Genomic DNA, 21,963 nt, shown 5'->3' with positions numbered 1-21,963 from the left:
TCATGCGCATCGACCGCCCTCCATCGCCGGCCCCGAAGCAGGACGCGAACCTCCTCGACCTGACCGGGGCCGACGCCGCCCTTACCGCCGCGGATCGCGACACGCTCTCCCACCTCTTGCACCGCGGTATCGGCGAGAACACCCTGCGCGCCATCCGCTCCGACCTCGGCTATCTCGAGGCCTGGTCTCGCGCCGCCACCGGCCATCCGCTCGACTGGCCGCCGCGGCCCGACGCCGTGCTGCGCTTCATCGCGCACCACCTGTGGGATCCCGACGAGAAAGCCAGGGATCCGGGTCATGGTATGCCGGATCCTGTCCGCGAAGCCCTCGGGGCCGCGGATGTGCTGCGCAGCAGCGGCCCGCACGCGCCCGCCACCGTGCATCGCAGGATGGCGTCCTGGCGCAGGCTTTGCCGCCTGAAGAGCGTCGAGGGGCCTTTCCTCGAGCCCGAGATCCAGTCGACCCTGCGCGCCGCGGTAAAGGCATCCACCCGCGAGCGTGGTCGCCACTCCAAACGGGTGGTCGACACCGAGCTCGCGACCCGGCTCCTCGACCATCTCGACAGGCTGGCGCGGACCCATCCGGGCGGCGACCGCGAAACCTCGGGCATCCGGCTGCGCGCGCTGCGCGACCGGGCGCTGATCGCGACCATGTTCGCCTCGGGCGGGCGCCGGCGCTCGGAGATCTCGAACCTCATGTGTGGCCAGGTGCTGCGCCTCGAGGATCTCGGGGCAGGGGAGGGGGTCCCGATCACCAGCGTCGGGCTGAAGCTCGGCCGGACGAAGACGACGGACATGGGCGACGACGCGCGGGTCTTCCTCTCGGGGCGCGCCGCGGAGGCGCTGCTCGCCTGGATCGAGGCCGCGGATATATCCGCGGGTCCCGTCTTCCTCAGGATCGACCGCTGGGGGACGGTCTTCGAGACGGGGATCGCGCCGGGGGCGGTGAACGCCGTGCTGAAGGCCCGCGTCGGGGAGATCGGCGAGGACCCGCGGGACTTCTCGGCGCATGGCGTACGCGCGGGCTACATCACCTCGGCGCTGAAGGAGGGCATCCCCGCGCCGGAGGTCATGGAGCAGACGCTGCACCGCTCGATGGACACGCTGATGGGCTACTTCAAGAACGAGAAGCAACGCGAGGGCAGGGCAGCGCGACTGTTATAGTATAACAGTCCCTCACTCCCGGCCGAGCTCGTCCTCCGCCGCGACGACGAGCTTCGAGATCGCCGCGAGGCTCAGCGCGCCGACATGCGTCTCGCCGGCCAGCCGGAAGGACGGGGTGGCGCTGATGCCGTCGGCCTTGGCATGGTGCTGCGATTAGGCGACGAGCTCCTCGGCGCGCGCCGCATCCGCGAGCCCGGCATCGATCGTCGCCCCATCGAGGCCGGCCAGGAGCCCGACCTTGCGGATCTCGGCGGAGATGTCGGCGGGGGTCGGGGCTCGCGCCCAGTCCTTCTGGGTCTCGTAGAGCAGCGAGACGAGCCCGAGATAGCGCGCCTCGGGAGCGGACCGCGCGACCAGCGCCGCCCAGAGGCTGGGACGGTCGAAGAAGACCTCGCGATAGGTGAGCCGGGCCCGGCCGGTCTCCACGAACTCCGCGACGAAATCATCGAAGGTCTCTTCGTGGAAACGCGCGCAATACGAGCAGGTGAAGGAGGCGTATTCGATCATCTCGATCGGCGCCGCGGCAGACCGCATCACCATGTCGGGAATGGCCGGGCCAGGGCCTGCGCCCGGCGCGCTCGCGTCCGCGGCACCGCCTCCGGCGAGCCCGAGCGCGGCCAGGCCGGCCAAGCCGGCCAGGCTGGCGCCGGCGATGGCGGCCCCGCCCAGGATTGTCCTGCGGTTGATCATGTTCGCGCTCCTCGTGGCTGTTCGAGGCCCAGATGCGCGGCGGGGCACGGGCCGGCGCGGGCGGAACGGCGGCGCAATCCACAACTGGATTGCCCTGCGCGATAAACGGAGGATCAGACCGGCAAAATCGGGAAGGATTTGTCGCGCGGGATAAGAGCAGTCTCTCCGACAGCGTTCCCCGACCGCTGTAGCGAGACCATGCCGATGACCGGGCGGCGGCTTTCAGTCGCCGAAGGCGCAGCTCTCGTGGAAGAACCCGTCCTGGAAGCCCTTCGGGTAGCGGGAGAAGACCTTCTCCATCTGGCGCAGGCTCTCCTCCTGGCGCGGCGCCTTCGCCATGTGCTTGCGCTGCCCGCGCCAGCACGCGGGCGAGATCGTGGCCTGGCGGATGCCGCGGATCACCATCAGCCCGTCGAGCAGCACGAAGGTCATCAGCATTTGTTCGCCGGGCGCAGGCTCGGGCAGGACGGGCTCGCCGGTGGCCTGCGCCGCGGCCGGGGTCCAGACGATGTCGAAGCTGAAGCCCGCGAAGGCGGGGCTTACCATCAGGAAGGTCTTCGCCACGGCGATGCAGAAACGGGCCGGGCCGAAGGCCGCCTCGTCGCCCTTGCGGAAATCCGCGAGCGTCATCAGCATCATCTGGCCGGGCATGTCGATCGCCCCGGAGGTACCCGTGCCGAGGAGCTTCTCGTAGCGCGGGCCGGGCAGGGTCCGTCCGACCATCAGGATCTCGGGATCGTCGGTCATGGTGCAGCCTCCGTTTGCACAGCTTCCGCGGCGCATTCGCGCGCCGCCGCCTCGAGGATCGCCGCGAGGCGGCCCCGGGGCGAGAGATCGAAGATCGCGAGATCCGCCTCGGTCTCGAAGACGATCGTGACGGTGTCCCAGGGCGCGTCTCCGGTCCAGACGACGCCCAGTTCTGCCGCCATCTCCGCGTAGTCCTGGTCCTCCTCGCCAAGCGTGCCCCAGGATTCGATGTCCTCGAACGGCTTGGGATATCCGTCGGCGTCGAGGAAGGTCTCGCCGATCCGCACGGCCACATGGCCGAGCGATCGCCCCTTGGCGTGGAAGGCGCGGTTGAACACGCCCACGATCTCCCCCCGGCCTTCGAGGAGCGTGTCGCGGATCGCCAGCGCGGCGGCGGCGCAATCCCCCGAAAAGCCCTTGAACCCGCGGGCCCGGGCCTGCGCCAGGACCGCACCGATCCGGGCGAAATCGACCGGTTCGGTCATGGCGCGCCTCGCATCGGACTGCGCGGCAACCGGCGCGTCAGTCGAGCCGCGCCCGTCCGGCGGGGTCGAGGAGGGCAGGGGGTCGAAGCGGATCACCGATCTTTTCTTTCATGAGGCCCCGCGCGCATCCTGTCGCGCCGGGCCGGAACAGGGCAGGCGGGGCCGGTCACGGGCGCCCGGGGCCCGGCTTCGGCCGGGCCGTGAACTCGCCGCGGCGATGGTCGGGGGCGATCTCGCGGCGTTCGTCTTCGGTCTAGGACCGCCGGTCGGGCCAGCCCATGGCCCGGCGCAGCTTCGCCTTCAGCTCGACCAGGGTCTTCGCCCGGATCACGGCGTCTCCGCCTCGCGGCGCAGGGCCTCGGGCGCGGGGCCGCGCAGCTTGTAGCGATGGGGCAGGCGGCTGATGCGCCATTCGATCCCGCGTGCGCCGGGGCGCAGCACGAGGTCGGGACCCTCCGCGGCCCGGTAGGCCGGCGCGTCCAGCGCGCGGCGGCAGGCAGCGCGCGCGGCGCGCATCGCGTCGGAGCGGTCCGCGCAGGTCTTCGACAGCCGCATCCTGGGCATCTCCTCTCGGGCGGCGGGCCGCGCGGGGGCGATTTTGCGCCGCGCCGATCCGGTGTTCTCCGATGTTTCCGATCACCGTCGATAAGGGGACTTAGCGGCGGTGATGCGTTGCAGGGATAAAACACCAAGCGGACTGTGACAACCAGCCACTATGATGCATAATCATTCCGTAACTACAGAACAGGCCGTCCTTGCCCATGCACCCCGAAGACCCCCCGACAGGCCCCGATCAGCTGCTCTTCGGCCTCCTCGGCCTCGAGGCGCGCGCCGGGCGGCTCGAAGGCGCGTTCGGCGCTGATCCCGAGCTTGGGCTGATGTGGCGGGCGGGAGCGGCGCTGACCGAGGCCTGCCGCTCGGTCGGGCTCGAGGACATCCACGTCACCGAGGGCGACGTCGTGCTGCGCGCCCGCGAGCACCGGGGAACAGATCCCGAAGGCGCGCGCGGCGCCGAGGCCGTGGCCGCGCTGCTGCCGGTCCTCGCCGCGCCCGGCGATCTCGCGCGCGACACCCATGCCGTGCTCGCCCGCTGCCTGCGCGTGAGCCTGCGGCGCGAGATCGATCCCCGCGACGACCGGGACGGCGTGGAGCGGCTGGAGGCGCGCGTCTCCGGGGCGGAGCGGGCGGCCATCGCGCGGGACATCGCCGCAGGTCTCGAGGGCGCGCCCACGCCCTTCCTCGGGGCGCTGCGGGCCGCCACCATCCTGCGGCGCGCCACGCAGGGCGCGGCGCCCGCCGGCGAACGCCTGGTCTTCATGGCCGCCGAGCATGCCCTGCGCGGCGGGGCAGGGCGCACCCGCGAGGCGGCGGCGCCCGAGCCGCTGGCCGCCATCCGCCGCATCGAGGCGGGCTGGATCTTCCTGCCGTCGATCGCGCTCACCCGATCGGGCTTCCGCGCCTGGCAGCCCGGCCGGCCTGCGGGGCTGTGCGATCTGGTAGCCGGCCTCACGGGCGAGCTCGACCGGTCGATCGGGTCGCTGGCGCAGCTGCGCGCATGGCGCGACGGGGTGCGGCGGATCGCGGAGGCGAAGACGAGGCGGTCCCGGCTGCGCGACGTGATCGACCTCGTCATCCGCGAGCCGATCGTGACCACGGCCCGGATGCGCGACATGCTGGAGCTCTCGGACCGCGCGGCCTTCACCCTGATGGACGCGGCCGCTGCGGCAGGCATCGTGCGGCTCGTCACGCCGCGGAGGAGCTGGCGGGTCTGGGCGCGGCCCGACATGGCCGACCGGCTGTCGGCACGGACCCGGCGCGACCGCGCGGGCAGCCGGGGCAGGGCGGCCGATGCCCTGGAGGCGGGCGAGGCGGCGGAGCCATTTGCGCCGCCGTCAGGGGTGGCGCGGGACCCCGATCATGCGGGCGCGGCGGCGTGGGCGCGCGCGGCCGCGCGCGAGGCCGAGGCTCTCGAGCAGCTCGACGCGGCGATGGCCAGGGCGGACGCGATCCTGAGGAAGCACGCGGCGAAGCCGCGCGACTGACATCCGGTTCCCGATCGGGAACACAGGCTTCGCGTCTGCATGGGCTCGCCTGTATGTTCCCGATCGGGAACTCTGACCGCCGCCGCCGCCTTCACCGCGGTCGATGGCGCGGGCGGACGCGATCCCGAGAAAACTCAACGACGCTCATGAAGTGCGTTGTTGCACAAATCAAGGCAAATACTTGAATTAAAAGAACTTTCTGAAAAGCGAGGATTCTGAAGAACTCAATTGTATTAATGCTTTACGCAAAATTGTGCAACAACGCCCGTCGTCGTGTTCGGCGTCGACGACGACCGCAGCCGGCGCCGTCAGATCCGGGCCGAGGCGAGCGACATGTTGCGACGCCTTGGTTACACGGTCGAGATCGAGGCCGGGCGCGACGTCTACGACCTGGATCCGGTCCGGCCGGCCTCCGCGCACGACCGGCTGCGGATGCTCGAGGCCCTGGGCGCCGCCTGCGACCCTGGCGGCTGACCGGCAAAGCTCGATCACCTCTTGACGGCCGCGGCGGCTTTCACCGTCTCCCTTGCCTGTTCTTGAACTTCCACGTCGCCCAGCCGAAAAGGCAGGGTAGGGGGGCCGCATGAATATCCGGCTCAAGAATCATTTCGACGATGCGACTTTCCTGCGGGGGCGCGACTATGCGCAGCGGGGTCATGTGGTGTCGGTCGAGCCGCTGGAGGATGGCGCCTTGCGCGGGCGGGTTTCGAACGGGCGCGGGGACAGCTACCAGCAGCGGATCACCCTTTCGCCCAGTTTGGTAAACGGCATCTGCTCATGTCCAGTCGGACACAATTGCAAGCATGTGGTGGCGGCTCTGGTGATCTGGGCCGAGCGGCAGAACGAACGCCAGGGGCTTGCGGCGCCGGTGCAAAGCTGGCTGGCGCGCGTGAAGGATTGCAAGCCGACGACACAGCAGCCGGAGCCCCGGCCCGAGGACTATCCGACCAATGCCAAGGACCGGCTGCTCTACGTGCTGACGCCCCACGGCCCACAGGTCAAGATCGACATCTTCAAGGGCCGGATCAACGCCGCGGGCACGGGACTGAACAAGTCCATCCGCCGCTATGATGCGCTGCATGCCCTGCGTAGCACCGCTCCAGCCAAGTTCATCCGCCCGGTAGATTTGGAGCTGCTTTCGGCCTTGGCGCAGGCACGGCTGTGGGAGGCATCCTACAGCTACGGGTTGCCCGATCTGCTGCGGCCCAAGGGGGCGGATGCGCTCGCCCTGATCCGCCGCCTGTGTGACACCGGCCGGTTCTTGCATGACAATACCCCTGATGCGCACCTGGCCTGGTCCGATGCGCGGCCAACGCCCCGCCTGGGCTGGCACATGTCGGCGGAGGGCAGCCAGCGACTCGGCTTCGTGGACGAGGCCGGCCGGCCGCTGGACCTGCGAGGCATGGAAGGGGCGGGCCTGTGGCTCGACGCAGAGCAGGGGCGGATTGGGGCTCTGGAACATGACGTTGGCGAAGATGTCCTGCGCCTGGTGCAGGCCAGCCCCGATGTCGTCCCGCAAGAGGCCGAGAGGATTGGGGCGGCGCTGCCGGACACGCTTGGCGGGCTGGCCCTGCCGCGCCCGCGTAACGTGCGCCAGACCCGGCGCCAGGCAAAGCAGCGCTATACACGGCTGACGCTGGGGGCCGAGACCGCGCGCGATGGGTCTCGCTATTTCGGCAGCTCGGTCTCGTTGCCGACGCTGACCTTGCGCTTTTTCTACGATGGTCAGGAGGCGGAGGAAGGCGGACCCGACATAAGAATGGTCGAAGCCGGGGAGATCGTGACGCTCGTGCGTGACCACGACTGGGAAGCCGCCTGCGCCTTGCGTCTCATGGAGGCGGGCGCGTTGCCCCCGGAATGGCTTGAGAACTATTTACCGGGCGAACGCATGATGGCCTGCGAATTCGTCTTCGCGGACGGCGAGATGAACCCGGAGACGTTCGAAACCTCCGACACGCGCGATGCGATGGACTTCGCCTTTCGCGTGGTGCCCGAGCTCCGTCGCGACGGATGGGAGGTGATCGAGAGCCGCAAATGGCCCTTCCGGCTGAGCGACGACACGCCCGTGCTCACCGTTGCCACGCAAACCGAGGCAGGCACGGGTTTCCAGGGCAATGACTGGTTCTCGCTGGGATTCCAGGCGGAGATTGCCGGCAAGCCGGTGGACGTGGCCCCGCTGGTCGCGGCCTTCCTGGAGCAGCTTCGCGACGATTGGGACGAGGTGCCGGATGCCGAAACCCTGGCGCGGCACCTGGCAGCCCGGCCCGTCTACATGGCCCAGGGCAAGCAAGGATATGCGGCGCTGGATCTCAGTCCGCTGGCGCCGCTGTTGCATCTGTTCCTGATCCATCACGCGGAACTGGGGGCGCTGCATCCCTCGGACGCGACTGTTGCCCGGCTGGCCGAAGAGGCGCTCGCCGGCAGCGGCATCCACTTTGCGGACAACGCGGGCATCCTGCCGCTGGCGCGCAGCCTTCAGGCCCTGGCCGAGGCCGAAACCGTCGCGCCGCCCGCCGGGCTGACAGCACAGCTCCGGGGCTACCAGGCCTATGGCGCGGCCTGGATGGGCAGCCTGCTGGAGGCGGGATTCGGCGGCGTCCTGGCCGATGACATGGGGCTTGGCAAGACGGTGCAGACGCTGGCGCTATTGCAGGCGCGTCGTGAGGGTGGCGTCTCCGGCCCGGCGCTTCTGATCGTGCCCACCAGCCTTCTGCACAGCTGGCAGACGCAGGCTGCGCAGTTCACGCCCGATCTGCGGCTGGTGATCCTGCACGGACCGCGCCGCGCTGAGCGTCGCGAGGTGGCGCTTGAGGCCGACCTGGTGCTGACCACCTATCCGCTGTTGGCGCGTGACCGCGACTGGCTGGCGGCACAGACTCGGCCACTGGTGATCCTGGACGAGGCGCAGACGCTCAAGAACCCGGCGTCGCAGGCGGCCAAGACATTGCGCGACATTCCCGCCAAGGGGCGGCTGGCCCTGTCCGGAACGCCCCTCGAGAACTCGCTGCAAGATCTGTGGACGTTGATCGACTGGGTGAACCCGGGCCTGCTGGGTGATCGCAAGCGGTTCCAGACCGTGTTCCGCACGCCGATCGAGACGCATGGGGATGCCTCGGCGCAGACCCGGCTGAACCGCCGCCTCCGCCCTTTCCTGCTCCGCCGGACCAAGGAAGAGGTCGCCGCCGAACTGCCCCCCAAGACCGAGATCCTCGAACGCGTCGACCTCCCCAAGGCGCAACAGGCGCTCTATGAAACGGTGCGCAGCGTCATGGATGACCGGGTCCGCCAAGCGATCGCCACCCGCGGCCTGGCGGCGGCGCGCATCACCGTTCTGGACGCACTGCTCAAGCTGCGGCAGGTCTGCTGCGATCCGGCGCTGGTCAAGTCCGAGGCGGCACGATCCGTGACCGACAGCGCCAAGCGTGCCCGGCTGCGCGAGCTCCTGGCCGAACTGGTCGCGGAAGGCCGCCGCGTCCTGGTGTTTTCGCAATTCGTGGAAATGCTGCGCCTGATCGAGGGCGACCTGTCGGACGCCGGCATCCCCTGCCTGTCCCTCACGGGGCAGACCGCGAACCGGGCCGAGGTGCTCGACGCCTTCGCGCAAGGTGACGCGCCGGTCTTTCTGCTGAGCCTGAAGGCCGGCGGGGTCGGGCTGACCCTGACGGAGGCCGATACGGTGATCCTCTATGATCCGTGGTGGAATCCGGCGGTCGAGCATCAGGCGATGGACCGTACGCACCGGATCGGCCAGGAAAAGCCGGTATTCGTCCACAGGCTCGTCGCCGCGGGAACGGTGGAGGAGAAGATCCTCGACATGCAGGCCCGCAAGCAGGCGCTGGCCGATGCGCTCTTCGATGAGGCAGGCGGCAGCAGCGAGGCCCTGCTGGACGAAGCCACCTTGCAGGACCTGTTTTCCCCATTGGGCGCATGACGTCAGGAGCTTCCCGGCAAGGATGGTGGCGCGTCATAGCGCCGGTCGGAAACTGGGTTCAGCCGGCGCCGTTTGCCTCGCCGCGGCCCGAACCTGTTTGAACCGCGACAGGTTCGGCGCCGCCCTCATGGGCAGCCCGCGGCCCTGATGCATTCTCGCCAGAGCGACCGGGGCACCAACCATAGAGGATGCGCTCTGCGCGCAGCTGTTGTCGCCCCGGATCGGCGCCAAGGTCGCTTCCGCGGAATCGCGGGGAGGATCACGAAATTCGGGCGTCCGCCGGGCCGCAGGATCAGGTAATTTCGGCGAACCACGCGCCAAGAGGGGTGGCCTTCGAAATCAGCTCGAGGCGCTGGTGAGCGCTGATCAGATCGTGGGGGATCGCGCGAACCCGCTCCGCCGTGAGCAGCCGGAAGCGGTCGCGGATCTCCAGCCGGACATCCTCCCGGCTGGTATGGCCGGAGGCGAGCCAGGTGATGTCGATGCTACGGCGCGTGGTGCGGCCCCGCTCATCGGTCATCGTGCCGATCTGGCGCCCGTCGTCGCAGAGCAGGAGCGTGGCTGCCGGTAGCGCCTCGAACAGGGTCTTGATCCGAGCTCTCTCGCCCATCCGCTTGTGCAGGACGATGTCGTTGGCCCGGGCGCGCTCGATCAGGTCGACCAGCCCGACGAGCGCCGCGCCCAGCACCTCCGGGACGTGCTGCGGAAGAATCGAGATCTCGGGAAGGTCTTGTTCAAGGCGAGGGCGCTCCGCGACGGGAACCGAGTGGACCCCGGCGAGACGCATGTCTTTCCACGGCAACTCCAGACCGTAGGCCGCCAAGGCCCAGACCGTCTTCCGGGCCTGCTCGAGCACGTTCGCTTCAGTAAAATGCGGACAGGCCGACCCGCAGCATCCCTTTCGCCCGCAATACCATGAAGCTTTCTGTTGGCCCTGTCGGGTGGTGAGATGTACCGTGGCGTGGTCGACCTTGATGCCGATCGTGATCCAATGCTCCGTCGGGGACCTGAGTGACTGATAGAGGAATTCGAGGCTTTGGGCGGTGCTGCTGAAATCAAGCCGGCGCGCCTGCCTGTCGGTGGTCTCGAGGAGGATGACGTCGAATGAGCCGGGCGCGGCAACGGAATGAGGTGTAGGTGCGGTCATAATCCGGGGTCCTTTGTGATTTTGGTGGTCCGGACAGAACATGGGTCCAATGCTGCGCGGTCGGAAATGTGTGAAAGCCGAGAGAGCGCGGGGTCCGCCGCGATCGAGGGCCGCCCGGTTCGGATCGCGCCGGGGTCCACACCTGTCGCCGTTTCGGCAATGCCCGATTGCGGGTCACCAGAAGGCCAGTATCGGCACCCCCGTTTCGGCAACACGTTGCGATGCGCCGTCCGCTCGCCACGGCGTGAACCGGCCTGCATCATTGCGTTTGCGTGCTACGTCACTCCGGCAAACGACACGACCTCCTGCGCGAGATCCGATGCCCCGGTCCCGGGAGCACCGGTACCGCAGAAACAGATCCGCGCCGTGCCTCCAGGCTCAGAGCGCACTCCTGTCCATGGGCAGAGCGCGGATCTGTTCGAGGATCGCGACATGATGCCCAAGAAAAGACGCCTCCAGCCAGCAGGTCATCAGCCTTACGACATACGCCTCGGGCTGATCATGGTCGTACGAAAAGTCGGGGAACAACGGCATGCGGAACGTCGTCCTGAAGTCGAGCGGCTCGAGCCGCGTTTCCCCGTCTTCGCCCACAACGGAGGCTGTGAGCGTGGACGTCGTAGAGCAGCCAATGATCTTGATATCGAACCCATCTGCCTCGGCATTACGCCGGACGTTCGAAGGACCCGTAGCTTCGAGAAGATCGTGGTGGGCCGCGTTGTATGCGAGAAGCAGAAGGCCGAAACGATCCTGCAGGTCGCTGCCTCGGAAGGCGTCGTCTTCATCGTATTTGGTACCGTCAATCATTTGCGTTTCGGGTCCTTCGATCGGGTTCATCTGGGGCATCGTGCAATCCTCGGTCTGGTGCTTCATTAAAGAGACGGCTGTGGCCTCGGCGGGAAGATGGGTGCGTCTCCGCAGATCGGGAAAGCGGAAGCCGCAAACTTTTTCTCGCGGCAGTGGGCCGGTTCCGTGCTCGAAGCTCTCGAAGGAGAGGATGCTCAGCGAATCGATTGCCAGAGCGGGCGCTCGACCTCCGCGGCCGGAGGCGGTGACGGCCCAATTGCCGGACCTGTCGTTATTCGCCACGTGCGGGCGTATCGCCTCAGAGCATCGCTTTTCCTTCCGGAATCCCGTAAAGACGCGCGCATTCCCGCTCGATACGTCCGTCCGGTGCTTCCTCGGCCATCAGTAAGCTGAGCGGTGCGAGATGATCCCGGTGCGGAAGGGGGAGCGCTCGGAGTTCAGTGGCGGAGATCGCGGTGCTGCCGCTGAGGCAGCGCAGGATCATGTCGGCGACCCGGCTCTTCAGGATCGCCGCGACGAATTCGAGCGGAACGGCCGACGTTCCATCAATCGGCTCGACCAGGTTGAGGTGGTCCTCCACGCCGACGGCGCCGTGCGTCTCGATGAAGGCGCGGGGCAGCAGACAGGCTACAAGCCGCCGTGGCTGTTCGGGCGCTGTCGTGCGTTGAACAAGGATCGCGGGCTGCCGAAGGAGGTCCTCCTTGCCAGCATCGAACCAGACCGCATTTCTGCGCCGGGGGCCTGGCCAGGTGAAACCTTCAGCCGTATCGACGCACTCGGCCCAGATCAGGGGGACCCGCCCGGGCCCGGATGTGGCGGCGGTCCGGCTTTTGAGGCCGCTTCCGTCGACGGATCCCGTGCGGACGCGGTAGCCCCAGTCCTCGAGGCGGTGTGCGCTGTGGTGAAGGGCCGGGGCAACGAGGGCGTGAGCGACGCGGCGGGGGAGGAGCCATGGGGCGGTCGAGCAAGACGGCAGGCGGCCGGTCCCGATTTCCTGAACACGCAATTGGCCCTCGGCCATCTGCACCTCCGACAGCTTGATGCCGCTCGGGTGGTGTCCGCGCTGCCATGTCGCGAGCAGCGTTTCCTGCTGCGCCGTGTCGTAGACGCCTTTGCGTTCCACCACGAAATCGATCGTAGCGGGAGGGGCGTCCTCGGCGAGCCGCTTGCGCAGGATCTTGTAGTATTCACCGCCCAGGCAGCTTGTGGGGGTCAGGAACGCGACGATGCCGACGGGCCTCACGAGGTCGAGCGCTCGGTCGAGGAACAACGCGTAGAGGTTGGCACGTCCGAAGAGCACGCGAGAGAATGCCGCACGCTGCTCGGATGAGAGGCGGACTTTCCCGTATGGCGGGTTGCCGATGATCAGATCGGGGGCCTGGGCGGCAGGGATATTTGCGCCGGAGTTCAGGCTGTCCCTGATCTGGATGATCCGCAAAGCAGGAAGGCCGCAGCGCATCGTCAAGGGCAGGAGCGCCGCGTCGATGATGTTTTGCGCGAGCCACGCGGCTGCGGGGTCTATATCCCAGCCCTGCAGCCGCGCCCCGACGCGCTCGAGGATTTCTCCTGGATCGGAGGACGGCACGGCCGAAACGAAACGACGCAGCGCCGGCAGCAGAAGTGCGCCGGCGCCGCAGGCCGGATCGAGGATGCGGGCGGTGCTCCAGTCCGCCCCCGCTTCGGTAGCTCGTCGCGCCGTAAGGTCTGCGAGCGATGGCGGGGTGTAGAAGATGCCGAACGTTGAGCGCGTCTCTGGCCGAAGGGCCGAGGAATAAAGCTGGCCGAGCAGGTCGGCAGCCGTCTCGACCGGCAGGAAGGCCGCGGCCGAACCAATCCTGGTGCAGAGGCTGACGATCTCGTCAGGCAGGTCCACGGTCTCTTCGCTCCAGAACGGCGCCCGCGGCGCGTGGGCCGGGGAAAGGGCGTGCCAGAACGCGGTGACCGCTGTCTCGAGAACGGCATGTGCCACCTCGATGCCGGCGGCTTCGCCGATGTCTTTCGCAAGCGCTCGCACACGGGCGATGCCGTGCACGAAGACAGGATCAGAGGGAGTGGTGGAGGCCGGCGCGGCCAACGTGGCCTGGGGCGGGGTAGAATAATGCATGGATGATGTCCTTCGTTGAGCGTGAAGGACTTCGGTCCATGTTATCCGGAACGGAAAAGTCGGGCTTCGACAGGCAGTGATCCGGTTGGAGTCACGGCGTGCCTTGGATCGCGGGACCACCCCCTAAGGTCGTTTCGGGGTTTCAAGGCTTCAGGGGTTCCACGGTGATATCCGCGATAGATATCAATTCCTTGGATCCCGCGCTGCCGGGAATGGCCGGGGAAACACCTTGAATGACCGGGAGGAGGACGGGGAGCGGGGGGCGACCCGCGCAAATCGCCGGGCGGGTGGCTGCGATCGGCTGAGAGCTGACGGGCGCACCTGCGCCGATTTCTGCAGCCGCGCAGGCGGCACCAGATCCTTCATACATAGTGAAGGAGACCCTGATGCAAACGACACCACCCGCCCCGACCTCTTCGGCTGCGGGCATCCCGCGCTCCAATCTCTACCGGCTGTCCCAGCCCTTTTTTGACCTCGTGCACAGCCGTGGCTTGGGGCTACAGGGCCTTCGGCTGGTCCACCTTATCGCGCATGCGACACGCCGGAAGGTGCCGAACTGGCACAACTTGACTGTGCAACAGCCGGAGGAGGGGGATCGGCAGGAATGCCTCGAGTTCCGCCGACGGCTTGGGCTTGGGCGCTCCGGGGATAATGGTGCTCTTGCAGACGGCATTGCGGAGTTGAGCAGGACCGACCTGCTTGAGTGGATTTCGTTCGAACACGATCATCACTGGCTTTCCTGGCGCCTGTGTGACGGGCTGTTCGATTTGCTCTTCGACGGGGCGTACGGCTATTTTGACATTGATCAGCTACGTCGTCTCGGGACTCCTCTTGATCTAATGATCTACGGAGAGGTCGGCATCATCCGCGGCATGCAACAGCCGGCGGTTTCGCTTGACCTCGCCAGATATGGCGCCAGCCTTGGGCGCTCGTCCGACTGGTCCCGCCTGCGTCCGGACCTGGTCCGGGCGCTTCAGCGAGCCGCCGCCCTGTATGACTGCGGGTTCCTGCTGCAGCTGGAATGCCGCGGCACGCGCCGCGGCATAGATGTCGTGACACTCCGCGCCCGTACCGTCCGCTCGCGATGGAGTTGGAAAGCGCTGACCAAGAAGCCGCAGGGCGTGCCAGTCCGCAAGGTCCTGCTGATCGACGCCGGACGCTGCCACGAGTCCACGTCGGAGGCGGCGTCGGCCGATGCGAAGACGTTCTTCGGGGCGGGACCACAGACGCCGCAGAAGAAGTGAAGGGCAGGAGAGGAGAAGGGGGCGAAGGTGCCTCCGATCGGGCGCGCTGCGGGTGACGCGCCCGATCGGAGGACCTCCGGCTCCCGAACAGGACAGGGGAAGGGAAGCGTCGCACACCCCAAAAGCAAGGAAAGTGTTTCATGTTCGACCTACCCAAAATCTCACAGTCGCCTCGGGCCACGGCTTGGCAGGACCACCTCGCGCCCGGCGTTGTCGTCGCCTTTTTCTTCCCCGCCCCGGGAGATGAGACCCCGCCGCACTCAAGGCCGTGCCTCGTTCTCGATCTCGAGACGCTCGGTGAGAATCGAATGGTGCTTCTGGCCTGCGGGAAAAATTCTCCGCGTCCCTCGGTTCGGATCAGCGACATCGATATTCGCGGCACGGCGGCCTGCCGGAGTGCCGGGGTGGACGGCCCGACCCGTTTTTGCGGCACGCAGCGCCTGCTTGTGCCGCTCGCGCATGGCGGGTTCGAGATCTCTCCCGAAACCGGCTCGCCCGTTTTGGGCCGGCTCGGCGGACAGTCCTATGAGCGGATGCAGGCGCTGCGGGCGCAAATCCACGCCCTGCGCGATCTGCGTGCGGAGCAGCGACGTCGCCGGTCCGGCTTTCGTGCCGGGCGTCCGCGCATGCGGGGCCGGGACTTCACGGTGGAGACCCGGCATCCGAGGCGTCGCTGGTCGAATGCGGGAGTGAACCAATGAGGGGCGATGGCGGGATGCCCTCGTTCCCGGGCCAGCTCGTCCAGAATGCCTGCGCCGCGACTACGCTCGCGCGCGAGATGGCCTGGATCTTGCCGCCGTGCTCGCTGAAGGGCGGTGCTGCACCCATGAGGTTGCGAAGACTCTGGCTCAGTTGCTCCTGGACATCGACGCTGCCGTGACCGCTGGCACCACGCTTGTGGAGCGTCCCGCGGACAGACGGCTCGTCGCGGGCTGGAACGCTCCGCTTTACGAGCGGTGCCTTTCGCCGGAGGCGGAGGATCTGCGCCTGGTCGCAGCGCCGCTGCGCGAGTTGCTGCGACTAATTCTGAGCCTGCTCGATATGGCTGCCGCAAGGCGGGAGGCGCGACGGCTGCTCAGGATGTAACTCTCGGCTGGCGCAGCCTTTGCGCCAGCCCTTGACCAGCTGGAAGCCGCGCGGCCCTCCGGCCGACATCGTCCGTGGGGACACCTCTTCGATCCGGTCAAAGCCGCGTCCGAAGATATCTTGCGAAAGATATTTTCTCGTTCGTTTCCGGGCGAAATACGTCGAACCCAACCTCCTCCTGTTCGCAACAGGAGACCCCGCACATGCCCGGAAGCACTCCGTCCGCCGCCCGCGATGGCGACGCATTTTACACGCGCGCGGCGACGGCCGCACTCTGCCTCGATCACCTGCGCAAGACTGTGTCGCTCGAGGACATCGCGCTGTTGCTCGAGCCTTCGGCCAGGGGTGGCGGAGGCCATCTGCCAACCATCGAGAAATGCGGGCGCCGGGGGCGGAGGCCGGGCTGACTATAGAGGCCACCCCGGCCTCCGCCCCACAAGAAAATGCCATCGCAGATTTCTCGTCATCCCCAATCGATCCGATCTTCTTCCCGACCGGCGCAGGCCGGTTCCACGTCAACAAAATCTCAAGGAACGATCAAATGAGCCAAGACGACCGCTACTCCGATGCGGAGGTTCACGAAGGGGAACTCCTGCTCGCCCGGGTTCTCGCGGATCTTGCCAAACGCGGCAAGCTTGCCACCGCTACTCCGCCGATGAGCCATCCGCTCGGCTACATGCGGGGCGACAACATCCGGGCCCTCATCGTCCAGCACCGCGGCCATGGCTGGGTTGCCGATGTGCTTTTCCGGGAGGTGCCCGCGCACTGCCCCGAAACGATCGGCACGGCCGAAGCCGCGCCTTTCAGAACGCGCCACAGCGCGATGCGCGCCGGCAAGAAGCTCATCCGCCAGATCATCGAAGCGCCGGTTCCAGCCGAGCTGGTGGCCTGGATGATCGCCGGTCGGCCCGAATGCGGGCCACCGATGCTGATCGGGGACCGGGTGATCTTCTCGGACTATCGCGCCTGAGTTCGGCGCTGCGGACAGAAGGTGCGACCGTGCCCGGTCGCATGCTTGCGCCTCAGGTTGCCCCATCCCAGTCCCATGCGCCGGCGATTTCCGGACGCCGGCAAATCAACCCAACTTCTTCCCACCCCCGACCACGATGAAGAAAGGCTCATCATCATGACTACCTCCAAGAAACTACTCCGCGCGACGTTTCACGTCGATGCTCCTGAACTCGAGCTGCTGAGGCTTGAGGGCGTGACCGGCGCCCTGTCCATTCTTCAGGATGCTGCTCCAGGCGATCTTCTCGGCGTCGCGCTTGGCCATGCCGTCGGTGCCGCCTACTGCTTCGGTTCCGTTACCGAGTATTGCTGCGCCTTTTTGGCTGAAGGCGATGGTCGGACCTGCGACGGAGCCACCTCCGCAAGGAAGACGAACGACCACGTTACCGAACGGGCCATCAGAACGTACTGCCAAACGCGGCGCGGCACGGCGCGCCGTTTCCAGTCCGCCCTCGAACTTCCAGCAGGGGAATTCGAGACACTGCATTTCAGGCATTTCACGGTAGCCATGATCAAGGACGTTGCGGCGGACGAAGTAACCGAGCTCCGGGTATTCCTGGAGCGGCCGCGAACCATGGCGGAAGCGAAGCAGCGCTGCCGGGAGATCCTGGCTCTCTTCGAGTTCCTCGGCGCCTGTCATGACGTGCTTTCCCGGTACCAGGTTGAGATGGCGGGTCCCGAGACGCTTCTCGGTGTAGCCTGAGGCTCGCCGAGCAGTCGCGCCCCTGATCCGGTGTCCAGCTGAGGGAGGAGAGCGAGGAGCGAGGCGGGAGGGAGGCCGGTGCGGAGCATGGACACGGGCAGCGCTGTAGCGCCCGTGCCCATGCCGCAACCGGCCGGTGCGGGTGCTCAGACATCCCAACCGAAAAGGCCCTCTATGTTCATGACCGACCCGATTACTTCCTGGCGCTAGCGGCTTCTTGCGGGCGACATTGTGAGCTTTGTCTTTCCGTCGAGCGAAGGGCACGCCGAGTTCGAGAAGGCCCGTCCCTCATTGGTCCTGGCGATTGACCGAACTGCCGAGGAACCGATGGTGACAATCGCCTACGGCACATCCCGCCGGACCCGGTCGAATACCGGCTTGGAGTTCCACGTGCGCAAGGCCGACGACATCAAAGCGGCCGGCCTGCACAAGCAGACCCGCTTCGTCGGCGCCCGCACCGTCACGGTGCCGCTGTCGAGCGTGCGCTTCGTCGAATGCGCTGCCGGGACTGCCGTGCTTGGACGGCTACCCCAGTCACTGCACCCGCGCCTTGCGCAGGTGGTGGCGGGACTTGATCGTCGCGAAGATCGGGCGAGGCAGAGTCGTGAACGCCGATCTCCCTGGGGCCGTCGCCGACCGTCGACGGGTGCCGTCCGGAACGCCATCGGGTTCGCCTCTGCGCCGTCGCCGGTCCCTGTCTCACGACGCGCGCCTCAGGACTGGAGTTGACCCGTTTCCGTGGACACTCTGAAAGTTTCCCCGGAGGTATTCCCTATGACCCGCTACCGCCCTGCCTATCCGCCAGAGTTCCGGCGCCAGATGGTCGATCTGGTTCGAGCCAGTCGCACGCCTGAGGATCTGTCTCTTGAGTTCGAGCCGAGTTCCGCCTCGATCGCGGAATGGGCGCGCCGCGCCGAGGCCGCTGAAGGCAAGCGCATCGGTACTATGACATCCGCCGAGCGTGAGGAGTTGAACCGACTTCGCCGCGAGAACCGTCAGTTGCGTCAGGAGCGCGATATCTTGGCAAAGGCTACGGCCTGGTTCGCAGCGGAGGACGCCCCGCACTGGCGAAGGCGCAGGCAGCTCTCGCACAGGGTCACCTGTCGCTGGGACGCAGCCCTGACGCAGGAGGAGGTCGCCGCAAATGCCGGGTGGAACCTCGCAGTCGTGTTCCGGCTGGAGTCCCTGAAGGGTCCTCTGTCTGAGGATCATTTCGCCGCGTGCTAGCGTCGGGCCCGCGAGGCGCGGGTTCGGCGGTAGGCACAGCACAGCAGTCGTTCGGAGCGACTGGCGCTGATCAGGGCGTCGCTCCGCCTTCTATCAGCGTCAGGTAAGGCGGCCTCACGCGGCCCCGGAGCGCCGCGAGCAAACGGTGATTGGGTTGGCAGGTCGATCCATGCGGATTATCGAAGGAACGAAGGTTCTCAAGTTCGTTCGCGATCTTCTGGGCCAGCTCCCCCCAGATGGCGCGGCTTGTGTCCCAGCTGAGAATACGGGCATCGAGGTCTTCCTCGCGCGTCTCAAGGACGACGCGCCCGCATCCGGCCAAGCGTCCGTCCCGGTCGAACGGCAACTGGAACGAGAGGCAGAGCAGCTTGGTGTGCTCACTGATCGCGTAGTAGCCATGTTCGCCGAAGCGGGGCGAGCGGGAGACGCCCGAAAGGAAGCCGAACTGGTTCCAGACCTCCGCAATCGGATCGTGGATCAGCATCTCGACCAGATCATCGAGACCGGACACGCATGCGTTCGTCATGAGCTCTTCAATGTCGTCGTCCGTCGGTTTCATTTGGAATGTCCTTTATTGTAGGGCCTTGAGAGGAATGTTGGTCTCTGCCGGAGGGCACGGAAGCGAGCTGTGCAGATTTCTTCCGCCCATGGCGCGCCTTCACTGCGGGGTCGCGAGGCCGTGCCGTGCTGCGCGTTGGCTAAGGCGCTGGAGAGGCTGTCGATGACGTTCGGGAGGTCCGTCATGGGCGCGGCTTTGCTCGACACGTCGAGCACGCCCATCTCGCCGAGCCAGAGCCGCCCGAGTGCCATGCAGATGCTGGCGCGCGGCAGGAGTGCCGCCTCACTCTCCCCGGTCTCCCGCAGGGCGAAGCTGACGAACTGGCGGCTGCGGACGCCACGTAGCTCGTCACCGGCACCTGATCGGGTGCCGTCGCCCGCGCCATGTCGAGCGCTCGCTGCGCCGAGTAGAGGGCGACGAGATCGGACTTGGAAACGGAAGGGACCGCTGCGGCGCGTCCCCGAACCTCGCCGAACTCAAGGCAGCGGAACCTGGCTTCCAGCAGCACCGGATCACCGGTGGCGCGGATGAACAGGTTCGATGCCGGCGCGTATCCACGCGGGACCTCGGCCTCGGCCGGGACCGGCAGGATGGCCCCGGCCCGGGCGCCGACGCGGCGGACGACGAAGTGCGTTTCCTCGAGTGAGCCGACGAAAACAAAGTCCTCATGCGACGTGGCGGAAATCGGTAATGCCCACTCGTAATCGCGCCGTTCCCAGACCTGGAACACAACATTGACCTGCGTCAGCGCCTCCCCGTGCCGGAACGGCTCCGCCGGCAAGGGCATCTCGCTCACGAGGTGGTAGCGACGGTCGAGCCGGGCCTGCATCGAGCCCTTCTGGAGCGATACCGGCAGGATCATCGCGATAACGTCGGCGATCCTGGTCGCGGCACAGCCCAATGCGCGCTGGTCGCTCGACTTCGAGCATGACCAGTTCGCCAACCGGTAGCGCTTCCGCGTTCTCAACGTGGTCGACGACGTCACACGTGAATGCTTGGCTGCCATCCCGGACACGTCGATCTCGGGGCGCCGGGTGGCGCGTGAACTGACGGCCTTGATCGAGCGCCGCGGAAGGCCCGGAATGATTGTCAGCGACAACCATTGCCCGGCAGGCAATTTGCAAGGCAAATCTGCCGAGAGGGGGCACCGAACTGACCAGTAACGCCATCCTGCGGTGGTGTTCCGAACACCGGGTCGAATGGCACTACATTGCGCCGGGCAAGCCCATGCAGAACGGCTTCATGGAGAGCTTCAACGGGAGGATGCGCGACGAGCTGCTCAACGAGACCATGTTTTGCAACCTGGCCCATGCGCGGATCGCGATCGCTGCCTGGGCCACGGACTACAACACCGAGCGTCCCCATTCGGCCTTGGATTACTAAATCCCGGCTGCCTACGCGCGGACCCTGACCACCGCAATCGCCCGCCCCGCTGCGCGAGATGAAAGCTCCGCGCGTCGGGCGATTGCTCAACCTGCGCCCATCGGCGTAAACACCAACCGGGCTCCGGTCGCGGCTGGATGAAAGTTCAGTGGCAGGTCATTCCACGTCCCGGCCAAGTTGCTGGGTCCAGGCGGAGACGTCGCCGGGGCACTGCACCGGGCGGGACGCCTCGAATGGCCTGCGCACAAGCGACGATGGGTCGAGCACATCCCAGAACGTCTCGATCGCGGTCTCGAGGACGAAGAGGGCGGTCGCCGCGGCGGTGGCCTCATCGGCCTGGAGGGCGAACGACCTTGCCGCGGGAAGCCCGTTTGCGAAAGTCTTGTGTGCGATCAGGGGCAGAAGGGAGCCGACGGGCGACGCGTCGCCGTGGCAGGGGATCGGGGTGAGATGCATGGGTCCGGGTCCTCGCAGGTGTGCGAGGAGAAGGTTCGTTCGCTGCGACCTCGGCGGAAGCGACGGCGGACCTTTTGGTCCGGGCGCGAGCGGCGGGGTCGGGCCAGGCCGCCAGCCTGCTTATCGGCGCTTCCGACGAGGCGCCCCGCGCTTCCGCACCCGTCGAACCGGACCAACCTTCGTCGTGACCCGACAGGAGATCACGATGACCGGACGGCATTCATGAGGCCGACCCCCACCGGGCCTGCGGAGGCGGAGACCGGGAGCGGCATTCCGCGCGACAGCCTCTATCGCCTGCCGGAGGGCGTGCTGCGCGCCACCCGGACCTGGCCGCTCGAGCGCGATGCGCTGCGGCTGCTGCACGTCCTGATCTGCAGGGCCTGTCGGGATTGGCGGCAGGGAACCGATCCGCAACCGCCAGAGGGCTACGGAGAGGCCTTCCGCGACATTCACGGCTGGCAGGGCACGCGTCCAAACAGGGGCAACGGGAGGATCCTCGCGGCGATGGCGCAATTGCGGGCCACGGGCGCGTTCGAGGAGATCGAGGCCCGTCACGGCAACCGGGCGCTGCACTGGCGCTTCACGAACCAGGTCTATGTGGCGTTCTTCTGCGATGACGTGTTCGGCTACCTCGATATCCGGATCCTGCCGCATCTCCGCGATGCCCTGACGCTGCGGCTTCTCGGTGAGATCGCCCTCGCCCACGGGATGGAGAGGCCGGTGCTGGAACTCGACGTCGAGGATCTCCATCGCATGGGCGGGCTCGCGGGGCCGGTCTGCTGGAAGACGGTGCGGCGGTCGTTTCTTTCTACACTTCAGACAGTCGGCGCGCTGCATGGGCTGCGCATCATTCTCTGTCTGTCTTGCGAGGACCGGCATGCGGGCATCGACTTGCTCCACATCCGCGTCGAGCACGCCCGGACGAACTGGAGCACATCTGCACTCGGCCGGCTCAAGCCTTCCGTGCGGGAGGTGATCGTCATGGATCGAGCGGGGGAGCGCCGCATGCGCCCGGATGCGCTGCCCGCCTGTCTCCGGGGCCGCCGACGGATGCCAGCCTGACCGGCCCGTGTGGGGCCGGACTGCAGGGGGCTGCCCGCTTCGAACCCGGACGCCAGGTCTGGAATGGGAAGGGAAAGCGGAGGCGGGGACGTCGCCCTGCCGCGTGCTCGGGATGCCACGCG

The 21,963-nt window shown here is 67.2% G+C and carries 22 protein-coding genes and 1 pseudogene; 13 read left to right on the top strand and 10 right to left on the bottom strand.

The features are described 5' to 3' along the window. Positions 1-2: 2 nt before the first annotated feature. Entirely contained in the window at positions 3-1,163 is a 1,161-nt protein-coding gene (locus Q1B08_RS16840) for a tyrosine-type recombinase/integrase (protein ID WP_299821484.1), read from the top strand. Between the two features lie 153 nt (positions 1,164-1,316). Here the strand turns inward: Q1B08_RS16840 and Q1B08_RS16835 are convergent, their stop codons facing one another. The 4 genes from Q1B08_RS16835 to Q1B08_RS16820 form a co-directional block, all read right to left on the bottom strand. Beyond that, positions 1,317-1,853 carry a thioredoxin domain-containing protein gene (locus tag Q1B08_RS16835; protein ID WP_299821482.1) on the bottom strand — a complete coding sequence of 179 codons (537 nt, stop codon included), beginning with the start codon at positions 1,851-1,853 and terminating at the stop codon, positions 1,317-1,319. 222 nt (positions 1,854-2,075) lie between these two features. Further along, positions 2,076-2,600, bottom strand: coding sequence for a hypothetical protein (locus tag Q1B08_RS16830; RefSeq protein ID WP_299821480.1), 525 nt, complete (start codon positions 2,598-2,600; stop codon positions 2,076-2,078). Further along, positions 2,597-3,181 (bottom strand): hypothetical protein, encoded by a 585-nt coding sequence (locus Q1B08_RS16825; protein WP_299821478.1) that lies wholly within the window; start codon positions 3,179-3,181, stop codon positions 2,597-2,599. The genes Q1B08_RS16830 and Q1B08_RS16825 overlap by 4 nt, the downstream gene beginning before the upstream one ends. Before the next feature lie 231 nt (positions 3,182-3,412). Next, entirely contained in the window at positions 3,413-3,640 is a 228-nt protein-coding gene (locus Q1B08_RS16820) for a hypothetical protein (RefSeq protein WP_299821477.1), read from the bottom strand. Between the two features lie 206 nt (positions 3,641-3,846). Here Q1B08_RS16820 and Q1B08_RS16815 point away from each other — a divergent pair, with 206 nt between their 5' ends. From Q1B08_RS16815 to Q1B08_RS16805, 3 genes are all read left to right on the top strand, one after another. Then, on the top strand, positions 3,847-5,127 hold the full coding sequence (locus Q1B08_RS16815; RefSeq protein WP_299821475.1) for a hypothetical protein: 1,281 nt from the start codon (positions 3,847-3,849) through the stop codon (positions 5,125-5,127). A gap of 273 nt (positions 5,128-5,400) precedes the next feature. After that, a complete protein-coding gene (locus tag Q1B08_RS16810; RefSeq protein WP_299821473.1) occupies positions 5,401-5,601 on the top strand; it encodes a hypothetical protein in 201 nt (66 codons plus the stop codon). A gap of 109 nt (positions 5,602-5,710) precedes the next feature. Then, positions 5,711-9,058 (top strand): DEAD/DEAH box helicase, encoded by a 3,348-nt coding sequence (locus Q1B08_RS16805; protein ID WP_299821471.1) that lies wholly within the window; start codon positions 5,711-5,713, stop codon positions 9,056-9,058. A gap of 292 nt (positions 9,059-9,350) precedes the next feature. Here Q1B08_RS16805 and Q1B08_RS16800 read toward each other — a convergent pair whose 3' ends face one another. The 3 genes from Q1B08_RS16800 to Q1B08_RS16790 all read right to left on the bottom strand — a co-directional run bounded on the left by Q1B08_RS16800 (position 9,351) and on the right by Q1B08_RS16790 (position 13,113). After that, the gene (locus Q1B08_RS16800) at positions 9,351-10,247 is read right to left on the bottom strand and encodes a hypothetical protein (protein ID WP_299821469.1); all 897 of its coding nucleotides are present in this window, start codon (positions 10,245-10,247) and stop codon (positions 9,351-9,353) included. Positions 10,248-10,583: 336 nt separating this feature from the next. Beyond that, the gene (locus tag Q1B08_RS16795; protein ID WP_299821467.1) at positions 10,584-11,291 is read right to left on the bottom strand and encodes a hypothetical protein; all 708 of its coding nucleotides are present in this window, start codon (positions 11,289-11,291) and stop codon (positions 10,584-10,586) included. Positions 11,292-11,307: 16 nt separating this feature from the next. After that, positions 11,308-13,113, bottom strand: coding sequence for an N-6 DNA methylase (locus Q1B08_RS16790; protein ID WP_299821465.1), 1,806 nt, complete (start codon positions 13,111-13,113; stop codon positions 11,308-11,310). A 386-nt stretch (positions 13,114-13,499) separates the two neighbouring features. Here Q1B08_RS16790 and Q1B08_RS16785 point away from each other — a divergent pair, with 386 nt between their 5' ends. The 5 genes from Q1B08_RS16785 (at position 13,500) to Q1B08_RS16765 (ending at position 16,413) form a co-directional block, all read left to right on the top strand. Continuing rightward, on the top strand, positions 13,500-14,357 hold the full coding sequence (locus Q1B08_RS16785) for a hypothetical protein (RefSeq protein ID WP_299821463.1): 858 nt from the start codon (positions 13,500-13,502) through the stop codon (positions 14,355-14,357). A gap of 404 nt (positions 14,358-14,761) precedes the next feature. Further along, positions 14,762-15,058: a hypothetical protein gene (locus Q1B08_RS16780; protein ID WP_299821461.1), complete on the top strand. Its 297-nt coding sequence runs from the start codon at positions 14,762-14,764 to the stop codon at positions 15,056-15,058. Positions 15,059-15,233: 175 nt separating this feature from the next. Next, positions 15,234-15,443 carry a hypothetical protein gene (locus tag Q1B08_RS16775; RefSeq protein ID WP_299821459.1) on the top strand — a complete coding sequence of 70 codons (210 nt, stop codon included), beginning with the start codon at positions 15,234-15,236 and terminating at the stop codon, positions 15,441-15,443. A 203-nt stretch (positions 15,444-15,646) separates the two neighbouring features. After that, complete coding sequence (locus Q1B08_RS16770; protein ID WP_299821457.1) at positions 15,647-15,850, top strand: hypothetical protein; 204 nt, start codon at positions 15,647-15,649, stop codon at positions 15,848-15,850. Between the two features lie 134 nt (positions 15,851-15,984). After that, positions 15,985-16,413, top strand: coding sequence for a hypothetical protein (locus Q1B08_RS16765; protein ID WP_299821455.1), 429 nt, complete (start codon positions 15,985-15,987; stop codon positions 16,411-16,413). 174 nt (positions 16,414-16,587) lie between these two features. On the opposite strand, the gene Q1B08_RS16760 is transcribed toward Q1B08_RS16765, so the two are convergent. Beyond that, complete coding sequence (locus tag Q1B08_RS16760) at positions 16,588-17,091, bottom strand: hypothetical protein (RefSeq protein ID WP_299821453.1); 504 nt, start codon at positions 17,089-17,091, stop codon at positions 16,588-16,590. 294 nt (positions 17,092-17,385) lie between these two features. On the opposite strand from Q1B08_RS16760, the gene Q1B08_RS16755 reads away from it, so the two are divergent. Then, positions 17,386-17,883, top strand: a complete 498-nt coding sequence (locus Q1B08_RS16755; protein WP_299821451.1) for a hypothetical protein — start codon at positions 17,386-17,388, stop codon at positions 17,881-17,883. A gap of 45 nt (positions 17,884-17,928) precedes the next feature. Then, positions 17,929-18,381 (top strand): hypothetical protein, encoded by a 453-nt coding sequence (locus tag Q1B08_RS16750; protein ID WP_299821449.1) that lies wholly within the window; start codon positions 17,929-17,931, stop codon positions 18,379-18,381. Positions 18,382-18,451: 70 nt separating this feature from the next. Here Q1B08_RS16750 and Q1B08_RS16745 read toward each other — a convergent pair whose 3' ends face one another. Continuing rightward, positions 18,452-18,940 (bottom strand): hypothetical protein, encoded by a 489-nt coding sequence (locus Q1B08_RS16745; RefSeq protein ID WP_299821447.1) that lies wholly within the window; start codon positions 18,938-18,940, stop codon positions 18,452-18,454. Between the two features lie 878 nt (positions 18,941-19,818). Between Q1B08_RS16745 and Q1B08_RS16740 the strand changes: the two are divergent. Continuing rightward, positions 19,819-20,464 (top strand): annotated as a pseudogene (locus Q1B08_RS16740) (integrase core domain-containing protein); the annotation flags it as partial. A gap of 15 nt (positions 20,465-20,479) precedes the next feature. On the opposite strand, the gene Q1B08_RS16735 reads toward Q1B08_RS16740, so the two are convergent. After that, positions 20,480-20,779, bottom strand: coding sequence for a hypothetical protein (locus Q1B08_RS16735; protein ID WP_299821445.1), 300 nt, complete (start codon positions 20,777-20,779; stop codon positions 20,480-20,482). Positions 20,780-21,001: 222 nt separating this feature from the next. On the opposite strand from Q1B08_RS16735, the gene Q1B08_RS16730 reads away from it, so the two are divergent. Further along, the gene (locus Q1B08_RS16730; protein ID WP_299821443.1) at positions 21,002-21,841 is read left to right on the top strand and encodes a hypothetical protein; all 840 of its coding nucleotides are present in this window, start codon (positions 21,002-21,004) and stop codon (positions 21,839-21,841) included. Positions 21,842-21,963: the final 122 nt, after the last annotated feature.

The organism is uncultured Jannaschia sp. (genome assembly GCF_947494025.1).
Classification (GTDB): Bacteria; Pseudomonadota; Alphaproteobacteria; order Rhodobacterales; family Rhodobacteraceae; genus Jannaschia.
This window is presented reverse-complemented; position numbering and strand designations above follow the sequence as displayed.